The organism is Paenibacillus sp. sgz302164, assembly GCF_056120505.1.
This window is the reverse complement of the sequence record NZ_JBVYOL010000016.1, coordinates 109,034-128,090: the sequence shown is the minus strand read 5'-3', so window position 1 is coordinate 128,090 and position 19,057 is coordinate 109,034. Positions and strand designations below refer to the sequence as shown.

The 19,057-nt window shown below is 51.7% G+C and carries 18 protein-coding genes; 1 reads left to right on the top strand and 17 read right to left on the bottom strand.

The window, feature by feature from the left end; translation table 11 throughout:
- Positions 1–69: 69 nt before the first annotated feature.
- The 11 genes from AC0LWT_RS25195 to AC0LWT_RS25145 form a co-directional block, all read right to left on the bottom strand.
- Entirely contained in the window at positions 70–1,326 is a 1,257-nt protein-coding gene (locus AC0LWT_RS25195) for a glycosyltransferase family 4 protein (protein ID WP_474684027.1), read from the bottom strand.
- Between the two features lie 36 nt (positions 1,327–1,362).
- On the bottom strand, positions 1,363–2,352 hold the full coding sequence (locus AC0LWT_RS25190) for a polysaccharide pyruvyl transferase family protein (RefSeq protein ID WP_474684026.1): 990 nt from the start codon (positions 2,350–2,352) through the stop codon (positions 1,363–1,365).
- 1 nt (position 2,353) lies between these two features.
- On the bottom strand, positions 2,354–3,676 hold the full coding sequence (locus tag AC0LWT_RS25185) for a flippase (protein ID WP_474684025.1): 1,323 nt from the start codon (positions 3,674–3,676) through the stop codon (positions 2,354–2,356).
- 20 nt (positions 3,677–3,696) lie between these two features.
- On the bottom strand, positions 3,697–4,683 hold the full coding sequence (gmd, locus tag AC0LWT_RS25180) for a GDP-mannose 4,6-dehydratase (protein WP_474684115.1): 987 nt from the start codon (positions 4,681–4,683) through the stop codon (positions 3,697–3,699).
- A gap of 24 nt (positions 4,684–4,707) precedes the next feature.
- Positions 4,708–5,649, bottom strand: a complete 942-nt coding sequence (fcl, locus tag AC0LWT_RS25175; protein WP_474684024.1) for a GDP-L-fucose synthase — start codon at positions 5,647–5,649, stop codon at positions 4,708–4,710.
- A gap of 24 nt (positions 5,650–5,673) precedes the next feature.
- Complete coding sequence (locus AC0LWT_RS25170) at positions 5,674–6,363, bottom strand: sugar transferase (protein WP_474684023.1); 690 nt, start codon at positions 6,361–6,363, stop codon at positions 5,674–5,676.
- Between the two features lie 12 nt (positions 6,364–6,375).
- On the bottom strand, positions 6,376–7,266 hold the full coding sequence (gene galU, locus AC0LWT_RS25165) for a UTP--glucose-1-phosphate uridylyltransferase GalU (protein WP_474684022.1): 891 nt from the start codon (positions 7,264–7,266) through the stop codon (positions 6,376–6,378).
- A 244-nt stretch (positions 7,267–7,510) separates the two neighbouring features.
- Positions 7,511–8,212, bottom strand: coding sequence for a CpsD/CapB family tyrosine-protein kinase (locus AC0LWT_RS25160; protein ID WP_474684021.1), 702 nt, complete (start codon positions 8,210–8,212; stop codon positions 7,511–7,513).
- The gene (locus tag AC0LWT_RS25155) at positions 8,193–8,948 is read right to left on the bottom strand and encodes a YveK family protein (RefSeq protein WP_474684020.1); all 756 of its coding nucleotides are present in this window, start codon (positions 8,946–8,948) and stop codon (positions 8,193–8,195) included. Before AC0LWT_RS25155 ends, AC0LWT_RS25160 begins: the two co-directional genes overlap by 20 nt.
- Before the next feature lie 176 nt (positions 8,949–9,124).
- The gene (locus AC0LWT_RS25150) at positions 9,125–9,910 is read right to left on the bottom strand and encodes a tyrosine-protein phosphatase (RefSeq protein ID WP_474684019.1); all 786 of its coding nucleotides are present in this window, start codon (positions 9,908–9,910) and stop codon (positions 9,125–9,127) included.
- A gap of 16 nt (positions 9,911–9,926) precedes the next feature.
- Positions 9,927–10,367, bottom strand: a complete 441-nt coding sequence (locus AC0LWT_RS25145) for a hypothetical protein (protein ID WP_474684018.1) — start codon at positions 10,365–10,367, stop codon at positions 9,927–9,929.
- A 181-nt stretch (positions 10,368–10,548) separates the two neighbouring features.
- On the opposite strand from AC0LWT_RS25145, the gene AC0LWT_RS25140 reads away from it, so the two are divergent.
- The gene (locus AC0LWT_RS25140; RefSeq protein WP_474684017.1) at positions 10,549–10,920 is read left to right on the top strand and encodes a helix-turn-helix domain-containing protein; all 372 of its coding nucleotides are present in this window, start codon (positions 10,549–10,551) and stop codon (positions 10,918–10,920) included.
- 293 nt (positions 10,921–11,213) lie between these two features.
- Here the strand turns inward: AC0LWT_RS25140 and AC0LWT_RS25135 are convergent, their stop codons facing one another.
- The 6 genes from AC0LWT_RS25135 to AC0LWT_RS25110 all read right to left on the bottom strand — a co-directional run bounded on the left by AC0LWT_RS25135 (position 11,214) and on the right by AC0LWT_RS25110 (position 18,925).
- On the bottom strand, positions 11,214–12,491 hold the full coding sequence (locus AC0LWT_RS25135; RefSeq protein WP_474684016.1) for a hypothetical protein: 1,278 nt from the start codon (positions 12,489–12,491) through the stop codon (positions 11,214–11,216).
- The gene (locus tag AC0LWT_RS25130) at positions 12,488–13,342 is read right to left on the bottom strand and encodes a glycosyltransferase family 2 protein (RefSeq protein ID WP_474684015.1); all 855 of its coding nucleotides are present in this window, start codon (positions 13,340–13,342) and stop codon (positions 12,488–12,490) included. Before AC0LWT_RS25130 ends, AC0LWT_RS25135 begins: the two co-directional genes overlap by 4 nt.
- A 33-nt stretch (positions 13,343–13,375) precedes the next feature.
- Positions 13,376–14,761, bottom strand: coding sequence for an oligosaccharide flippase family protein (locus tag AC0LWT_RS25125; RefSeq protein WP_474684014.1), 1,386 nt, complete (start codon positions 14,759–14,761; stop codon positions 13,376–13,378).
- A gap of 1 nt (position 14,762) precedes the next feature.
- Positions 14,763–15,506, bottom strand: a complete 744-nt coding sequence (locus tag AC0LWT_RS25120) for a YveK family protein (protein ID WP_474684013.1) — start codon at positions 15,504–15,506, stop codon at positions 14,763–14,765.
- A 39-nt stretch (positions 15,507–15,545) separates the two neighbouring features.
- Complete coding sequence (locus tag AC0LWT_RS25115) at positions 15,546–16,193, bottom strand: CpsD/CapB family tyrosine-protein kinase (RefSeq protein WP_474684012.1); 648 nt, start codon at positions 16,191–16,193, stop codon at positions 15,546–15,548.
- A 221-nt stretch (positions 16,194–16,414) separates the two neighbouring features.
- Positions 16,415–18,925, bottom strand: a complete 2,511-nt coding sequence (locus tag AC0LWT_RS25110) for a fibronectin type III domain-containing protein (RefSeq protein ID WP_474684011.1) — start codon at positions 18,923–18,925, stop codon at positions 16,415–16,417.
- Between the last annotated feature and the right edge of the window lie 132 nt (positions 18,926–19,057).

The following is a 19,057-nucleotide window of genomic DNA, read 5'->3' as shown; positions in this document are numbered from 1 at the left end:
TAATTCCCCTTCATAGTTCGTTTCTGGGAGTAACTCCGTCGGACGGACTCCTTGTATCCCTTATCTCAATTACGCTCTTCGTTCCTGCATGAGTTCCTCGTACAATTGCGCATAACAGCCTGCAACATGAGACAGCTCAAAAGAGCTCTCGACTTTCTCCCGCGCATCCTGCGACAGCCGTGACCTGCGGTCTTCGCCCTCCAGCACCCAGGCAATGCCGTGCGCAAGGTCGGACACGTCAAACGCTTTGGCGAGATAGCCGTTGTGGCAATGGTTGATCAAATCAGGCATGCCGCCGATCCGAAAAGCGACGCACGGAACGCCGCAGGCCATCGCTTCCATCACCGTGTTCGGCAAGTTGTCTTCCAGCGACGGCGAGAGAAATACGTCCGCCGCCGAATACAGCAGCGCGAGGCTGATGTCGTCGTTCAGCCGGCCCGTATAATGAACCGGCATGCCCAGCGGCACCGGGTTCGCCGGCGGATCGGAGCCGAATACGACCAATTCCGTATCCGGCAAAACATCCTTGCCCGCAAGCTCCAGCAGCGCCTGCTGTAAATACTGGAACCCTTTGCGCGGATCGCTCGTCGCGCTCATCGCCCCGAACAAAATCAGCCGCTTGTCTTGCGGCAGATTCAGCATCGCCCTGGCCAGCGATTTGTCCAGCGGCTTGAAGCGGTCAAGGTCGATGCCGTTGGGAATGACCTCGACCCGCACGGCTTGGAACAACGTGCTCGCCCGCGCGCAGTCCGCCATCCATTTGCTCGGGGTGACGACGGTCAGATTGAGATCTCCCCAGGCGTTTCTTTTCCATTTGAGCATTCTGCTGCTCAAATCGCCGGCAGAGGTCGACTGCAGCTGGCTGCACGAACCGCAGCCTTGCAAGTAGCCTGTGCAGCTGCCGGAGTAATGGCAGCCTCCGGTAAACGCCCACATGTCGTGCAGCGTCCAAACGATAGGCTTGTTGAATTTGCCGAGCGCATGAATGGGCACGAATCCGTGATTGATCCAATGCAGATGAATAATGTCGGGATTCAGCGCGTGAATGCTTTTCACTACTTTGCTGGGCAGCCACGATATGCTCCAGGGCGACTTCACCCGGTTCCGGTACAAATGCACCGGCAGATTGTCAATCGACGGCTGCAGGCTGCTCCGGATCCGGTCCGTTTTGCTGAGCGGCCCGAATACCGAGTGGTCGCTGCTGCTCTTGCTTTGCACAAGCATCCTGGACGTCAGGCCGATGCCTTGCAGCCCTTTGTGCAGCCGGTAAGCCGCACGCGCAGCCCCGCCTTCTATGTCGGTAGTGTTCACTAGCAGTGCGTTCAATGTACGGCCCTCCTTCTCCGGTCGACAAACGCGGGATTATACCGATGATACGAACTGGCTGGCGGCTGCGGCCTTGCTTTCGCCGGTGAATTGCTCTTTCCAGGCGCGGATTTGTTCCAGCGGCAGGCGGATTTTCGTTGCTTGCGGCTTCGCAATCCACGCCCCGATGCCGGAAATGTCCGCCCGGTCCACGACAGGAAGATCGGTGTCTTTGGAAATTTCCTTGGCCCGGTTGTCGACGGCCAGGATCAGCGATCTTCTTTTGTGCTGCAGCGCCCGGATGCCGCCGTGAAGCCTTGTGCCGATATAATCGCAATCCAGAGTGGCCAGAACATGGTCGAACGCTTGCAGGCTCGGGGGAATGTATTTCACCTTGCTTCCGCCGATGCTTTGCATATATTCGTAGTCAGCAGGCCCCTGCGTCCAGAAGTAGACCGTTTCGTACTCTTTACTAAGCAATTCAAACAGCTTCGCATCGTTCGTTCTGTCCTGATTGTAATCCGTAAACGTTACGACGACTGCCTTCTGTTTGCTCGCCGGAACGTCTTTGCAGTGGTCCTCGGTTAACCTCCACATCGTCGGGCACGCCGTGTTGATGACATTGTGAATGCCGGCCGCCCTCAGCTGCCGCTCCGTGAACGAGTCTCTGACCGAGTGCATCGTCGTGCCGGAGAGCACCCGCTTGTAGAGCATTCTGGAGTACGCGTTGGGCGGGTTCTGATACTGCCACCAGCCGACTCCCATCAAAGTGATGTCCTGGATGAACAAAGAATCGAACAGGTTGATTTTCCACTGGCTGTAAGCATTCATGTTGGAGGATAGCAGGTTCGTTCCCCCGACAAACTTCAAGTCGCTTTTGCGGATGTAGCGGTACGAGTTTTTGGAAATGACGTCATGCGTCTGGATCGGAATGAACAAGGAATCCCGGAACAGCTCGGTCAGATGGCTTTTGACGGCATCCATAATGATCTGATCGCCAAGATTCGAACTGGAAATCGATGTATCGAATAAGGAAATGATTTTCATGTTATACCTTCCTTAAAAATAATGACTTGAGGATGATCCGAAACAGCTTCCGGTACGGCCTGGAGAACAGCGCCGGGGAGCAAATCACGAACACGTAGGCGAATACGGTGGAGATGGCCGCGCCCTTCACGCCGAAAGCGGGAATGGTGTACAGATTGAGCGCAATGTTGATGCCGGCCCCCGCCAGGTTTCTGAGGAAAGCTTCGAGCCTCTGGTTTTCATTAATAAACCAGGTAGCCGTGGAAAGCTGCAGGAACACGAACACCGCCGACCAAATATGAATCGTCAGCACCGGCCCCGCTTCCTGAAAAGCTTCCCCGTACATGATCCGCACGATCGTATCCGCCAAAAAAGTAATCGGAACGGCCACTGCATAAGCCATCCCGATCAGCAGGACAAACGTTTTATGAAACCGCGCGTAGTACAGCTCCTCGTTCTGCTTCTTCGCCTCGATGATCGAAGGCGCAACGGAACTAACGATCGCCGTCGGCACGAAGTACCACAGCTCCGACAGCTTCGTGGCGGCCGTGTAGATGCCGACTTTCGCCTGGCCGAGCATCTGGCCGATCATGATCTGATCGATCCGCATATAGATCATGACGACGAGGCCGGATAAAATAAGCGGCCAGCTGTCGCCCAGAAGCTGCCTGGCGCGCCGCATGTTCGACCGCCAGTTGCGGATGCTTGAGCCCTGCATCCGGTAGCTGACGAACAGCCCGGCCGCGCCGATCGCGATTTCCAGCGATCCGACCCAGGCGAAATTCAAAAGAGGCGCTTGCGTCAGAATAAGAATCACCTTCATGACGGAGGTGAGCAGAAACGCAATGTTTTTGGCATATACCGTCAGCTTCGACCTCAGCTTCGTCTGGAAGTAGAGGTCGATCGTATCGAACGTCTGGAAGACCGTGCCGACCGCCACGATGCCGACCAGCCAGCGGATGACCGAGTCGTCGTCGATGAGCGAGATGGCCGTCACCGACAGGCCGAGCGTCAGCGCGGCTCCGACGATCCGCATCGTAAAGGCGGTGCCGAGAATTTCTTCCTTTTCCTCGGGCTTGTTGACGATATCTCTCACGACGATGCCGTCCAGACCGAGCGTAATCAAAGGGCTGAACAGAAATACAAAAGCCTGCGCATAATTGTACATGCCGAACTGTTCGGGCCCGAGAAACCGGGCCACCCATACGCCTACGATCAGGCCGACGCCCATTCGCACAATTTTGTCGAGAAACAGCCAGCCGGCGTTAAAGGCGATTTTTTTCAGATCGCCGTGATTTCTGAACTTCGCATAGAGCGCCGGGATTTTTTTGATGATTGCATGCATGTGTCCAGCATCCTTACCGGTCAGACTTGAATGAGCTTCGCCCTTCCTTCGGCCTCTACCTTTTTCAGATCGGAATCGACCATCATATGGATCAATTCTTTGAAGCCGACTTCAAGCTTCCAGCCTAATTTTTCCTTGGCTTTGGAGCAGTCGCCCAGCAGCAGATCGACTTCCGCCGGTCTTACGAAAGCCGGATCGATGACGACATAATCCTCGTAATTCAATCCCGCGTAGGAGAACGCAACTTCGAGCAGCTCTCTGACCGTGTGCATTTCACCTGTGGAAATGACGTAATCGTCAGGCTCATCCTGCTGCAGCATCAGCCACATCGCTTTGATGTAATCGCCGGCAAAACCCCAATCGCGCAGCGAATCGAGATTGCCCATGCGCAGCTCCGACTGCAGGCCCAGTTTAATGCGCGCTGCGGCATCCGTCACTTTGCGCGTAACGAATTCCAAACCCCGGCGCGGGGATTCATGGTTGAACAAAATGCCGGAGCAGGCGAACATGTTGAAGCTTTCGCGGTAGTTGACGGTGATCCAGTGCCCGTAAACTTTGGCTACGCCGTAAGGGCTGCGCGGATAAAACGGGGTTGTTTCCGATTGCGGGGTTTCCACCACTTTGCCGAACATCTCGCTGCTGGAGGCTTGATAAAAGCGCGCGTCCGGCTTCATAATCCGCACGGCTTCGAGCATATTCGTCACGCTGAGCGCCGTGATTTGCCCTGTCGTGAGCGGCTGCGGCCATGAAGCAGCGACATAGGACTGGGCCGCAAGGTTGTAAACCTCGTCAGGCTGGGAAATGCGAACAGCTTCAATCAGGGAAGCCAGGTCGGTCAAATCTCCGGAAATCCAGTTGATTCGATCTTTAATGTGCTCGACGTTCTCATAGTTCGGCGTGCTCGTGCGGCGGCGCAGGCCGTACACTTTGTATCCTTTTTCCAATAAGAACTCCGCCAGGTAAGATCCGTCTTGACCTGTAACGCCGGTAATTAACGCTGTTTTCATCATATATCCTCCAGAGAATGTATTTTATTTGGTTACGGCGAGCTGATTGTCGAGGAACCACCGATAGGCCGAGCGGATTCCGTCTCGCAGCGGGATTTGCGCTTTCCAGCCGAGACTGTTGATTCTCGCTACATCCACCAACTTGCGGGGTGTCCCGTCCGGCTTAGAGGTGTTGTATGCAATGCCGCCCTCAAAGCCGACAATGTCCTTGACCAGCTCCGCCAGCTCTTTAATGGAAATATCCTCTCCCACTCCGATATTGACGATATCGCTGCCTTCGTACTGCTCCATCAAAAAGACGCAGGCGTTCGCCAAATCGTCCGCATGCAAAAATTCGCGTCTCGGCGTGCCCGTTCCCCAAATTTCTACGGCAGGCAGCCCCTGCTCCTTCGCTTCATGAAATTTCCGGATCAACGCCGGAAGCACATGGGATTTTTCCAGATCGAAATTGTCGTTGGGGCCGTACAAATTCGTCGGCATCGCCGATATGTAGCGGGTTCCGTATTGACGGTTGTATGATTGGCACATTTTGATGCCGGCGATTTTGGCGATGGCGTAAGGCTCGTTGGTCGGCTCCAGTTCGCCGGTCAGCAAATATTCTTCCTTGAGCGGCTGGGGAGCCAGCTTCGGATAAATGCAAGTCGAACCGAGGAACAGCAGCTTCTGCACGCTCGTCTGGTACGATACATCGATCACATTGGTCTGAATCAGCAAATTATCGCGAATAAAATCGGCCGGATACTCGTTGTTCGCCACGATGCCCCCGACCTTGGCCGCCGCAAGAAACACATATTCGATTCTTTCTTTCAAGAAAAAGCTCAGCACGTCGTCAAAATTGCGCAAGTCCAGCTCGGCGCTCGTGCGCGTTACCAGATTGGCAAAGCCTTTGGCCTGCAAGCTTCTTAAAATCGCCGAGCCCACCAAACCGCGGTGGCCGGCCACATATATGTTGGCATTCAGTTCCATACGGCACCTCACATCTCTTCCAAATTAAAAAGCGTCTTTGGAGCCAAGCAAAACGGCAAACGTCTTAACGATAATTTTCAGATCGTTCCTTACGCTGCGGTTCATAATGTACTCCAGATCGAGCTCGACCATTTCCTCGAAGCCGATGTTGCTTCTCCCGCTTACCTGCCAGAGGCCCGTGCAGCCCGGCGTAACGAGCAGGCGCAGATTGTCGTAAGCCGTATATTCCGCCACTTCTCTGGGCAGCGGAGGTCTGGGCCCGACCAGGCTCATCTCGCCTTTCAGCACGTTCCACAGTTGGGGAAGCTCGTCGATGCTCGTTTTGCGGATGAATCTGCCGATTCTCGTTACCCGCGGATCGTTTTTCATTTTAAACATAGCTCCGCTCACTTCGTTTTTGGCCAAAAGGTCTGCGAGCAGCTCCTCCGCGTTGCTGACCATGGAGCGAAACTTGAACATATAAAATTCCTTGCCGTCTTTCCCCACCCGAATCTGCTTGAAAAATACAGGGCCCTTGCGGTCCTCGATCTTGATCAACGCGCCGACGAAGAAAAATACCGGGATCAGAAAAATAATTCCCCCCAGCGACAGCACAATATCCGCAGTCCTTTTGACAAACAAGTACAAGGATAAATCTTTCTCGATAGTAATTGTCGAATGAGCAGCTTGATATTGGCTTCTCCGGGCAGCAACATCTACATCAGACAGATTCATAACTCATACCCCTTATCTAGCATAAGTATTGGTTCGATTCACCATTTGCTCCAGAGCGGCCAGAAGCGGCTCCCGCAGCTCGCTGTTCATCAGCGCATAATCCAGAGTAGTCAGGATAAAGCCCAATTTTTCCCCCACATCATAGCGTGTGCCTTCAAAATTGTAGGCATAGACCTGCTCAAGCTCGTTCAGCCTCTGAATCGCATCGGTCAATTGAATTTCGCCGCCGGCTCCCACCTCTTGTTTATCCAAAAAGTTGAATATTTCCGGCGTCAGGATATATCTGCCCATAATCGCCATATTCGACGGGGCCATCAGCTTGCTCGGCTTTTCGACAAAATTGCTCACTTGATACAGTCTGCTGCCGAGCGATTCGGCAGGATCAATGACGCCATACCGGTGAACTTCTTCGTCCGGCACGCTTTGAACCCCGATCACCGAACGGCCCGTTATTTCATATTGATGAATCAACTGCAGGAGGCACGGTGTTTCAGCTTTTACGATATCGTCGCCGAGGAGCACGGCAAACGGCTCGTTGCCGATAAACTTACGCGCGCACCATACGGCGTGGCCTAAACCGCGGGGCTCTTTTTGCCTGATGTAATGAATGTCCACCATTTTCGCCGATCGCTGTACCTGCTCCAGCAGTTCCAGTTTGTTTTTTTCGAGTAATTTTTGCTCCAGCTCGAAGGCATTGTCGAAGTGGTCTTCAATCGCCCGCTTCCCTTTCCCAGTTACAATGATGATGTCTTCAATCCCCGATTCGACTGCTTCTTCAACAATGTACTGGATCGTCGGTTTATCTACGATAGGCAGCATTTCTTTGGGCATTGCTTTCGTTGCCGGGAGAAATCGTGTACCGAGTCCTGCAGCTGGGATAATTGCCTTCTTCACTTGTTTCATACGGTTACCTCCATTTTCTGAATTCTGCTCCTACGCCTCTTTCTGTCTAAAATAAAAGTGTTAGGTATTCCGTCTTAAGAAGCTATCGTTTCATAAAACAGAATAACTAGCACTTTTACTTGGGGCATTCAACCCTTCCTCACATCACACCACCGACGATATACGTCTAAGGTGCTTGCACACCCACAGCATGATCGAGTGCCTGCAGTGATAAAGGTGCAGCAGACTTTACCTAATCCTTTATTTACTTGTCGGTCGCACCGTAATAATAGTAGTAAGGCGTATCGTCGTTCTTCAGATTCGGCTTGTTGTTCAGCACGACGCCGAGCACGTTCGCTTTCACATTGTCCAGCTGCTGCAGCGACCGTCTGGCGAGCTGCCGCTTCACTTTGCCGGATTGAACCACAAGAATGACTCCGTCGCACAATGTGGCGAGTATTTGCGAATCCGTCACCGCAAGCAGCGGAGGGGAATCGAAAAAGATCAGATCGAACTCCGCTTCCAACTGTTGGAGCAGCAGGCTCATTTTTTGGGAAGCGAGCAGCTCCGAAGGATTGGGCGGAACCGGCCCGGAAGGAAAAAAGGACAGATTCGGTATATCCGTTGCCGTGACGACTTCCTCCATCGTGCATTGATTCGCCAAAACATTGGTAAGGCCCATCCGGTTGGATTTGAGAAAATAATGATGAAGTGTCGGTTTACGCAAGTCAGCGTCGATCACGAGAACCTTTTTGCCTTCCTGAGCATAAGCTACAGCGAGATTGGTAATCGTCGTCGATTTTCCTTCTTTCGGCTGGGAGGACGTCACCAGAATTCGACGTATTTCCTTATCTACCGAGGAAAAGGTAATATTGGTGCGAAGCGTACGGTACGCTTCCGAGATGTACGACTTCGGATTCGTATTGGTAATAAGCGGGATGCCCTTTTTATTGGTTGACGTTGACATACTTTGCATCCCCCACTACTCTTTGTTTTTTGGCCGAATAGCCTTTGACTACATCTTTGGGCTTGATTTTCGTAATAACGCCAAGCGTCGGAATGCCAAGATAATTCTCAACATCTTTTTCCGTCTTAATGGTATCGTCCATATATTCCAGCAAAAAGGCGATTCCAATGGAAACCAGCAAAGAGATCAGGAAGCTGATGGCGATATTGGTAGTCGGATTCGGGCTTACGGGGGCGGTCCGGTCGGATTCTTTGGCACGATTCAGAATCGTAACGTTATCGACCTTCATAATGGAGGAAATTTCGCTTTGGAAGACCTCCGATATTGCATTGACAATGCGCACGGCTTGCTTCTGAGATTGGTCCTGCACGGAGATGGTCATCACTTGCGTTTCGTTCACGGAGCTGACTTTCACTTTGTTGATCAAAGCTTCCGATGACAGCTTGATTTCGGGGTATCTTTCCACGACTCTATCCATAATTGCGGGCGTTTTTATGATTTCCTTATAAGTGTTCACCAGCTTGATGTCGACGCTTACGGTCCCATAATCAAACGCTTCTTTTCCTTTGCTGTCCTCGGACTTGTTGACGATCAGCTTGGCGCTTGCCGAATACACCGGTTGCATGAAGTAGTAGCTTATGATTCCTGCGATCAGCGTGCTGGCCAGCACGATGCTGAAAATAATCCACAGCCGTTTGCGAAATATTCTTACATACTCTTTCAGTTCTAGTTCCATCTGGACCTCCAGCCTAAACGATTTTCTACATCAGCTGCATTTTCTATGTTACATTTTGTATCTATGACTCTACTTTAAGATACGTTTTGTATAGTGTCAAGTGATTTTCAAAAATTTTCATTTGTTTACAAGCCAATTAGTCAAAATAACAAGATACATTTTGTATCTGAATTATTTTAAAAATGACTCGAATACGGCCGTAAAAAGCGCAGCCAATCTCTCTTTATCCGCCCTGCGGAAAAGATCCGTATCGTTTCATCGCGGATCAGCAGGCCGGCATTTTCCACAAGATGCCCGACGTGTTTTTCGCCCAGGCTGGAATTTAAATAAGCATATGCCCTGGCAAGGGTGCACGGTCTCGATCCCATATTGTGGGCATCGGAAGCAATGACATGCGCGACCTGCTCCTTGCATAGGTCAAATGCAAATCTTTGAATCTTCTTGCCGAACAAACCTGACAACGATTGGGAAGTGACCTGGCATAGAACTCCCTGGCTCACCAGCGAGCCCAGCTCCCGCGGCTGTTTCAAAAAAACCGCGTTGCGTTCCGGGTGCGCGATCACCGGCGTAATTTCCATCAGCTGCAGCTCAAACAGCATCTCCTGAAAATAGGCGGGCACGCTCTGCGAAGGGAATTCGATTAACAAATACCGCGACCCGTTCAATGTGCGGATAAGGCCGGCGGATAAATCGTTCAACAATCCCGGATAGACCCGGACTTCCTGGCCGGCGAGTATATTCACCGCTATGCCTCTGAGCTGGAGTTCCCGATTGAGCGCATCTACTGCATGATCGATATCTACCGCCGCATTATCATATTTGCCGTTCGCATGGTGGGGGGTTGCTACAATCGTATGTATGCCCTGCCGCTGCGCCTCCCTGGCCATCTCAATGGCGTCATCCGTCTGATCGGCGCCGTCGTCAAGCCCCGGCAAAATGTGACAATGGGTGTCGATAAGCATAAAGTTCCCCCTTTCGCTAACCTAGTAAATTGATCGTATGACGCTGGGCGTCGGGAGAATCCTGGTTAACATAGCTGCGCATCGCTTGAAACAAAATGTATTGCAGCTTCCCGTAAACGAACAGAGATTCCAGCAGCGAACTCCGCGCTTTTTCGCCGTCCAGCCAGGCGGCTTCATACTCATAACCGCCCGCTTCGCCGGCTGCGGCGACCAATACGCCCTCTGCCGAATGGCGGTTGTCACCATGAAATTGGAACCGCCATACGACTTGCCCGCCGACAGGCAGCTTAAGGTCCGAGCGGAATCTGATGCCATCGGCATCTGCGGACAACAGCTCGATCGGAGCTATTTTGGAATCCATCCGCCGCCCGTTGAGACTGGCGATTTGCATAACCCCTTGCATGCGGGGGGCGAACCCGATTCTATAATTTTGCGAGGTGCTTCTTGCCATGGACATTTTTCATCTTCCTTTCATAAACAGGCAAAAGTGAACTAAACATAGATACGATATGTATCATGCAATATATACAAAATCAATATTTTAGGTTTTCCTAACTTACATACACTGGTATAATAGGTCTTACACAATGGTAATAATGGTTACTATTATTCTTATCGAAATGTGAGGAACTTACATTATGACAAAGTATGGGGACAGGATTGCCTTTTTGCGCGAGAAAAATGCGCTTACCCAAGAAGAATTGGCCCATAAATTGGGGATCTCCAGAGCGGCCCTATCTCACTACGAGACTTCTCGAAGAGAACCGGATTACGATACGATCGATAAAATCGCATCTTTCTTTCACGTCTCTATAGATTATTTGTTAGGAAGAACGAATAAATCGGACAGTGTGCTTGATCAGGATGTGCGGGAATTTGTCGACCAGCTGGAGTTATCGGACGATGCGATTCTTGAGAAGTTTTCGCTAACCGTGGACGGAAATAAATTGACACCCGAGGAAGCAAAGCGATTTATTGCTTTTGTGAGGGCTGAGCGTTCTCTAAAGTAACGAGTTTATCGTCCTCGCTGCTTATAAACGCTTCTTCTTTCAAACCAAGCTGCGCTAACACCTTCAATATGTCAAGCGTGATGGGAGTTTCTTCTTTCATGTAAGAACCTCTTTTCCAACCGTTTTTAGAATCATATTATGTGCAGCACTTTTCTCTTATGTACCTAATTTATGATACATCTTGTATCGTGTCAAGAACATTTTCGAAGATATATTTCCCTTTTTCTGGCAAATCCTACGCCATCAGGGTCGGTTTTCTTTTTTTCTTTTTGTTTCGACAGATACAATATGTATCATATTTTCGATACATCTTCGTCAGCTGCTTGCTTTTGCCAACATGCGGATGCGCCCCGCTTCTGCGGTTCCCGTTCCCTCACTTGTTCGCGCTGGGAAAGTGTGCATAATACCGTTAGAATAACCCCGTAAGACAAGCATTTATAGCTGGGTTGAAAAAACATGCCGATGCTTACCGGTACGATGGACGCCAGAATGACCGGCAGGCGGCTCATGGACAAAGACCTTGCCGTATGATGCAAAATCCACGCCATATACAAAATGAATGTTATAAGTCCAATGACCCCCGATTTGAGCATATAGTAGGTAATGACGGAATGGGTATAGGACACTTTATCCATGTAGATCGGATCAAAAAACAGCCCTCCCCAGCCTCTCCCCAGGAAAAATGCGGAGGGGTCTCTTACGACTTCCGAAAAAATCGTGAACATTTCATCCGTTTTTCCGTTGGCGCCGTATTCGCTTTGCTTCGCTTGCAGCAGCTCCAGGGAGCTTGTAATCTGGTCGTGCGCGATGACGTACACGGCGGCGAACACGATTACGACCAGAACGAATTTGGCCAAGGATTGCCGCGCCATGCCGAGCGAATAGAGAATAAAGCAGACTGCGGCAAGACCGATCGGCGCACGTTGGGCCACCGCCAATAATGAGCCCAGGGCCAGGACTCCTCCCGCGATCATCGCAATGCTGCCGAGCATGCGGGCCGGGCTGGACATTTTCCACATTTGAATCGCCGTCAGCGGCAGGAAAATACCGGCAAAGATGACGCTGGGATCGTACGGGAAGTAAAGGAGATAGTCGGAAAAGTACATCCGGCCGATGTCCAGCAGGCTGACTCCTGCTTTTATATAGAAGCGAATTGCGAAAATCACGCCTGTCATCGAAATGAGCCACGGCAGAATCGCTCCGAAATTGTGTTTCGACTTGTTTATAACCGGAAGCAGGAACAACGGCATATACAAATAAACGAACGGAATCAGATCGCGAATGATATCTCTTAAACCGTTGCCCTTCAGCACGGCTCCGTTAAACAGCTCCCACCACAGCAGGAAGAAGAAAAGAATGTGCAGCCACGCCGGGAAGCTCCTGTACGGCTCCATCCCGCGAAAGGAACCGGCGGCGATCAGCGTACCGACCGGAATGCGGACAAACAGCAGCAGGAACAAGGCGATGACGGCTTCAAACAAGCCGGGATTTTTCGGAAACGGGGAGCTGAGCGTCGCGTAGATCACAAGTGCAAGAGCTATGTACAAGCCGCTTTTGACGGATGCGGTCATAGCGCTTTGTCCTTATTGGCGCTGTTCATGCTGTACATTTTGATACCCACCTGCCAGTAATACATCGACCGCGCCAGCGCGTAGTGGAACCCCGCTTTTCCGTCAAGCACGCCCAGCTTCAGACAGTAGGAATGCAGGAAGGCGAACACCCACTTCATCGGCATCTTGTTGAAAATCTTTTTTTGCAGCCTGCGGATTGCGATCTGGGATTCGTTCAGGTTCGAGAAGAGGCCTTTGTTGCGGACAACCGCTTCCCAATCGGAATACCGGTTGTGCTTGGCAAAGTAATCGAACAAAGAATCATGGTCAAAGTGGATCAGATGCTTGCTCAGCACTTCCGTCCTGCCGTTGATCTGCGGCTGATAGTGCCCTTCCACCTCCCACATATTCGATGCGTCCAAATCGTCGTAATCCAGAAATCTGCCCTTGTTGCGGTTGAAAAGAATCAATTTGTACATGCGATGTCCGAACTTCAGCACTTTATCCATAAAAATATAGTCGTAGCCGGCAAAATAGCCGTCGCTCTGCGGCTGGTTGAGGAACAACCTGCGAATTTCCTCCTCGGCTTCGGGAGTGACGATTTCATCCGCGTCCACATAGATGACCCAATCGTGCTTGAAGGGCAGGTTCTCCAGGCACCACTGTTTTTTCTTCGGATATTTGCCGTCCCAAGTGAAGTTGACGAGGATGGCCCCCATTTCGTTTACGATCTCCGCCGTTCGGTCCGTACTGTTGGAATCCACAACAAATACTTCTTCAAACGCTTTGACACCTTCCAAACATCGGCGGATTCGTTTTTCCTCGTTCTTGGTCATAATGATGACGGAGACCGGTATGGCTTCTCTCTTCATATACTGCTGCTCCTCTAAACACAATTTTATGTTTCAGTTCGCGTTTGTCGCGCTGCGCGTTCTTCTTTGGTCCCAATAAGACCTCGCTTCGCTAAGCAGCAGCGGAAAATCCGGATGAATCACGATTCCCAGCTTCTTTCTCGTCCAAACCCACATCAATACGTTTTGCACGCCGAGCCCGGCAAACATGACCGCCGCCAAACCGACCGCACCCGAATATGCGGCGGCGGCGACGCTGGCGATAACAGTCGCGATGCTCGTTATCAGCGTAATGTTCATCAGCGTCTTCTGATAGCCGGCCAGAGTCAGCAGCAGCCCGTTCGCTCCGCCGCATACATTCGCGACTCGGCCGAGGCTGAGCAGAATCAGAATCCAGTATCCCTTCTCATAGAAGGAACCGAAAATGACGCCCAGAATCCACGACCCTAGCAGCAAAAACAGGATCATGATCGCAGCGGCCGGCAGCAGCGAGATGGCGGTAACGATCCGGCCGAGCTTCTGCAATTGTGGAAGCGTTTCCTTCGTATTCATGGTGACGATGAGCGAGGGCAAAACCGAATTGCTTACGATTTCACAGAGCGCGACCAGCGCAATCAGCCGGGTGGCGGCGCCATACACCGCAACTTCGTCGGCACCCCGAAAAACGCCCAAAATCCAAATATCCGACGAAGTGAGAAAAAACAGGGTGACCGCCGATACCATGATGGGAAGCGAAATCGCAAACATCCGGCGCGCTTCCGCGGCAAGCGGGGCGGACGAACGCTGCCCCTGATCCGCCCGCAGGCGGCGGAGCTTCTTGAATAAAGCCGCCGCAGACACGGCGATGCTCAGCGCAATCGAGAGGTTGACCAGCAGGAGAACATCCGAGAGATTCGGCCGTCCGGTAACAAAAAATACGGATAAAGCGGCAACCAGCAGCAGATTGGACAGCAGGCCGCCGAAAACCGTGGCGAGCCGGATGTCGTCCAGCCCCCGGAAGCTTTCTGCCAGCAGCTGCTGGAACATGTTGCACAAAATCCACAATGCAACGAGGACATTCATCTGTTCCAAAAGCGGAGAATGGAACAAATTGAGATTAAAGAAGTGCTGAAAGCTTATGTACAGGACGAATACGGCCGCACCGCTCAGCAGCGCGATGCCGATCGCCAGTTGAACCGCCCGCCGCATGTCCCGGTACCGCGCGAGCCGGTTATTTTCGGCCAAAAACCTGACAATGCTCTGGTTCAGGCCGAGCATCCCGACGATGCTTCCGAAAAAAGCGATATTGAAAGCAATAAAATACGTTCCCAGCTCTTGCGGCCCGAGCAGCCTGGACAGCATCGCATTGATCAGCAGGCTCGCCGCAGCGAACACCAGCTTGCCCGCCAGCGCCCAACCTCCGCCCGACAGTACTTTATTCACCAGCGTCTTCTTGTCCATATCAGGAACCTGCCGCCACAGTCGGCTTATTGGGCTTGCTTTGTCCCGGTTTGAACGAATCCCGGTTCCGGTCTTTCCTGCTGAATTTTGGAATCAGTACGGCGCCCGAGACCCCGAACACCTTGAGCACGTCTTCTTCCGATTTGATCGTCGTATCGAAGTATTCGACCGCATTCACCGCGCCGATCAGCAAGACGAGGGAGGCAAACCAGGCCACAAGCGCAGCCGCCAGAGGATTCAGGCTGACTGGACCCGCATTGTCCGAATCAGCGGCGGTATTCAGAATGACGACATTATCCACCTTCATGATCGACGGCACTTCCGCTACAAACACTTTCGATACGGCATTGACGATGTGGGCCGCTTTTTCATAAGAGGTGTCCCGGTAGGCGACGGTAATGATCTGCGTGTTATCCTCCGATGTCACCGAAAGACGCTTGCCTAATTCGGTCTGCGACATTCCGATATCGGGATACTGCTCAAGAACTTTGCCCAAAATCGCAGGGTTCAAAATAATTCTTTTGTACGTTGCAATAAGCCCCTTGTTTGCCATAATCAAATCGTATGAAACCAATCCGCCCGCCGCTTCGTTCGTTTTATTCACGACCAGATCGCTCTTGGCTTCGTACTTGGGCGGCATGTAGTTAAAGGAATAAAAGGCGGCTGCTCCCGTAATTAAAAGATTGAAGGCGATGATGATCCATAGCCTCTTTTTGATGACCCGAAAAAAATCCTTTAATTCCATACAAATCCCTCCGCAATTCCGCTGCGCTGTCTAACTGAACTATTTTTTATTGATTTTATTGATGGCTACTCCGACGATTTGTATGTTTAACCGGTCGAACGTCTCTTTCAATTGTTCCATAACTTCGGCTTTCACTTTTCCATGCTCGATGACAAGCAGGACTCCGTCGCTTTTGGCGGCGATCATCATAGTTTCGGGCATAACATAAGCTGACGATGTGTCGATTATAATTTTGTCGTACAGTTCTCTGTAGCTGTGGATGATTGAGGTGTAGGAGTTGCTGGAGAGTAAATCGGAGGGATTGTTCTGAGCAAGCCCTGCGGTAAGTACGAACAGATTCGGAATATGAGTGCTTTGCGCCGGATCCTGGACGTCGTCCTTCGCGGATAAAAGTCCGCTCAGGCCCGTGTGATTTTGCGCCAGAAAAATGTCCTGCAGCGAAGGGTTGCGAAATGCCGCATCGATAAGCAGCACCCTCTGTTCCGCCTGCGCAAAGGCAACTGCAAGATTGACAGCCGTCGTCGTCTTCCCTTCCCCAGGATACGAAGAGGTGACTGAGATCACCTTAAGCTTTTCCGGTTCATCATACAAATCGATGTTCGTGCGGAGCGTGCGGTAAGCTTCTGAAATTCGTGACCTTGGACTCACATCGATCATGATAGGCTGCTTATTTGTTTTTTGCGCCATGCAAACACCTCTCAACAGTTTAGATACGATTTGTATCTTCGTTCCATAGGTCTAATTTATGATACAAAATGGATCTTGTCAAGGTTTTAGTTTGTGAAAATAGGAAAATCCGATACAAATCGTCTCGAAACTATATAGGTACATGGTTGGATATTTTTTACATTAAATAGGACTTTTCCTTATAAAGTGAAAAGCCCTATTCCTTTCGCTTGTTGGAACGCTTACCCTTTTGCCGCCTTCATGGCCACATATTGAATATCTTTGCTGTCGATCACGCCGTCCGGCTTCAAATCGAACTGCTCGTCAAATCCGGGCTGGCCTCTCTTCAAACCGTTCTTTTGCGAAATCAGGAACAAATCGTTCAGCGTCACCTTTCCGTCATGATCGAAATCCCCTCCGCCAACCGTCAAAAGGAAAGAGGCGGCGGCGACGTTTTGCCGGCGGCCCCGGCTGTCCGCGAACTCGGAGTCAGGCAGCAGGACGATCGGCGTTTGACCGTTATTGAGCGCTGTGAAGCTCAGTGTAATCAAGCCGACATTGCCGTTCTTGCCCGGCACTGCGCCGAGCTGCACACCCGTCAGCTTCACCAGGCCTGCGGTCGAAGTGTCTTTGCCGAACACCGCGCTGACGTTCTCACTGCCGAATTCGCCGCTGTATTCGATCTTCGTCAGCTTCAGCTGAGCCGTATCGTACTGCAGTTTCAGCAGGAACGCGTACAAATCTTTGGCCTCGCTCGCACGCAGCTGGACGCTGAACGTCGAACCGACCTCGGCGATATCCGAAGCCGAAGCAAAAGCGACCGCAGCCGAGGAAGGCGGTACATTGGCGGAAGTCGTCACGCTTTTGCCCGGATTGCCGACGCTGGCGTTGCCTGCCGCATCCCTTGCAGTCACCGAGAACGTATACGTTGTTTGCGGAGCCAAACCTGCCGCCGTATAGCTGTAGACGGAACCTGACACCGAGTCAATCATTTGGCCGTCGCGGTAAATGTCGTACCGGCTCACGCCGACGTTATCCTGCGCTTGCGGCCATTGCAGCCGGGCGCTGTTGTAAGTCACGTCAGTGACTGTGAGCTGCGCCCCTGCCGGCCATACCGGAGGCACGGCATCGCTGCCGGCAAGCTTGATTTGCAGCACAGAATTGCCCATTGTTTTGTACCATTTGCCGTTTACAATTTTCGTATTTCCTTTGGACGAGCCCGCGAAATAAGATGCGGTGTCGCCTGCAGGCTTGATATACAGTTTGTCGGCATGCGTAAATGTAAAGGTGCCGTCCGAACCCAACTTGTCAACCAGCGGGTTGCTGGAAAAATAATAAGTCGCCTGCGTCACCGAACCGTCCGGAGACTGCAAATAAATTTGCTGCGCTCCCCCGGCCGGCTGCTTCGTGAAAGCGATCCAGCCCTGATTGACCTCGTAGCTGACAGGCGACGAATAGCTGCTGAGCTCCTGGGAAGCGCCGCCGCGGTCTTTTTTAAAAATGCCGTTGGTGCTTCCCCGGGTGTATACGACCGTATTGCCGTCCCATTTTGGGGTGCGGCTGTCGTAGTTCGGCTCCTGCACAACCGTTTCGATTAAACCGTCCGCATAGTAGCGGTATATGTTGGTCCGGCTGGAGCCGTTCAGCGTGCCGGTAAAAACGAATTCGCCGTTTGGCGCCAGCACGGAATTGCGGTCTATGAGCGCATTTTGCAGGACCTCGCCGGTAGCCAAATTGATCCGGCCCGTAGGCACGAGGGCGTAATTGCCGGATATTTGTATATAATTGGTGTAACTCTCACAGCAGTAATTGCGGAATTTAATGCCCGTATCCTTCAGCACGTTGTTCGTCCACATGTAAATACGCGCCTCCGGAACGGAAGAATCGTTCAGCCACAAAATAGCACCGCCGGGAATAAGCTTTGCTTCCTGCAAAGATACGAGGCTCTGATATGCCCGAACTAGCGTAATTCCGCCGGTTGAGCGATTTTTGACATACAGGCCCATATCGGAACCTGTGTACAGCAGCCGGCTTTCGTCAAAATCGATAACCCGGCCCTCCGCCTCATCGGCTACGGCCAGCCTGTCGCTCGACTCCACATACAACATGCTCGTTGAGCTGACTCTGACAACCGGGCGTCCCTCGGAGTAAAATCCATCGGAGACGTCGACCATCAGCCGAAGAGACTTGCCCGCATAGCTAGAAACATCGACCGTCTGATCGAGAACTCCCGCTCCCGTACCTGTCCAAATCGTTTTGAAATCCCCTTCGCTGACCAGACTCGCCTTGATATCAGGAATCGAACGATCATCGACCGTTGTCACCAAAATGCGGGCAGAATTGGCTGTAATGACGAACTGATCAGCAGGTTTGACGGACACCTCCGGTTTAGAGTCATAAACGAACTCGATGCTTGCCTGTCCAGTCTGATTCATTTGGTCGGTCGCCGTGACGGTCAGAGTTTGATTTCCTTTTTCAAGACCTTCCACGGAAAGAACGCCTTTCCAGGTGCAGTCCCTGTACTGGCACACTTTTTGCAAAGCAGCCTCCCTGTCCTTCACTTTGGCAATGACGGTTTTCATTTCATATTCCGACGTCACCCTTACGGAAACATCCAAAAATTTGTCGTAAGGATACCCTGCTGCCGACGGATATTCGAACGACACGCTAACTCCCCCTGCGGCATGGGCATATCCCGCTAAGCAGACCACCGCCGCCAACATCAGCAACAAACCAAGCAAACTCTTTTTCATCCTGCTTTCACCCTCTCTTTCCCGGATAAAATTTGAGCGGTTCCATAAGTGCGCAGCAGTTCTCTCCCCTTCGTACGACGGCTTTTTCTTTAGTGAAACGTTCTTGGGGTGCGATTTGTGGTTCTAAAATGA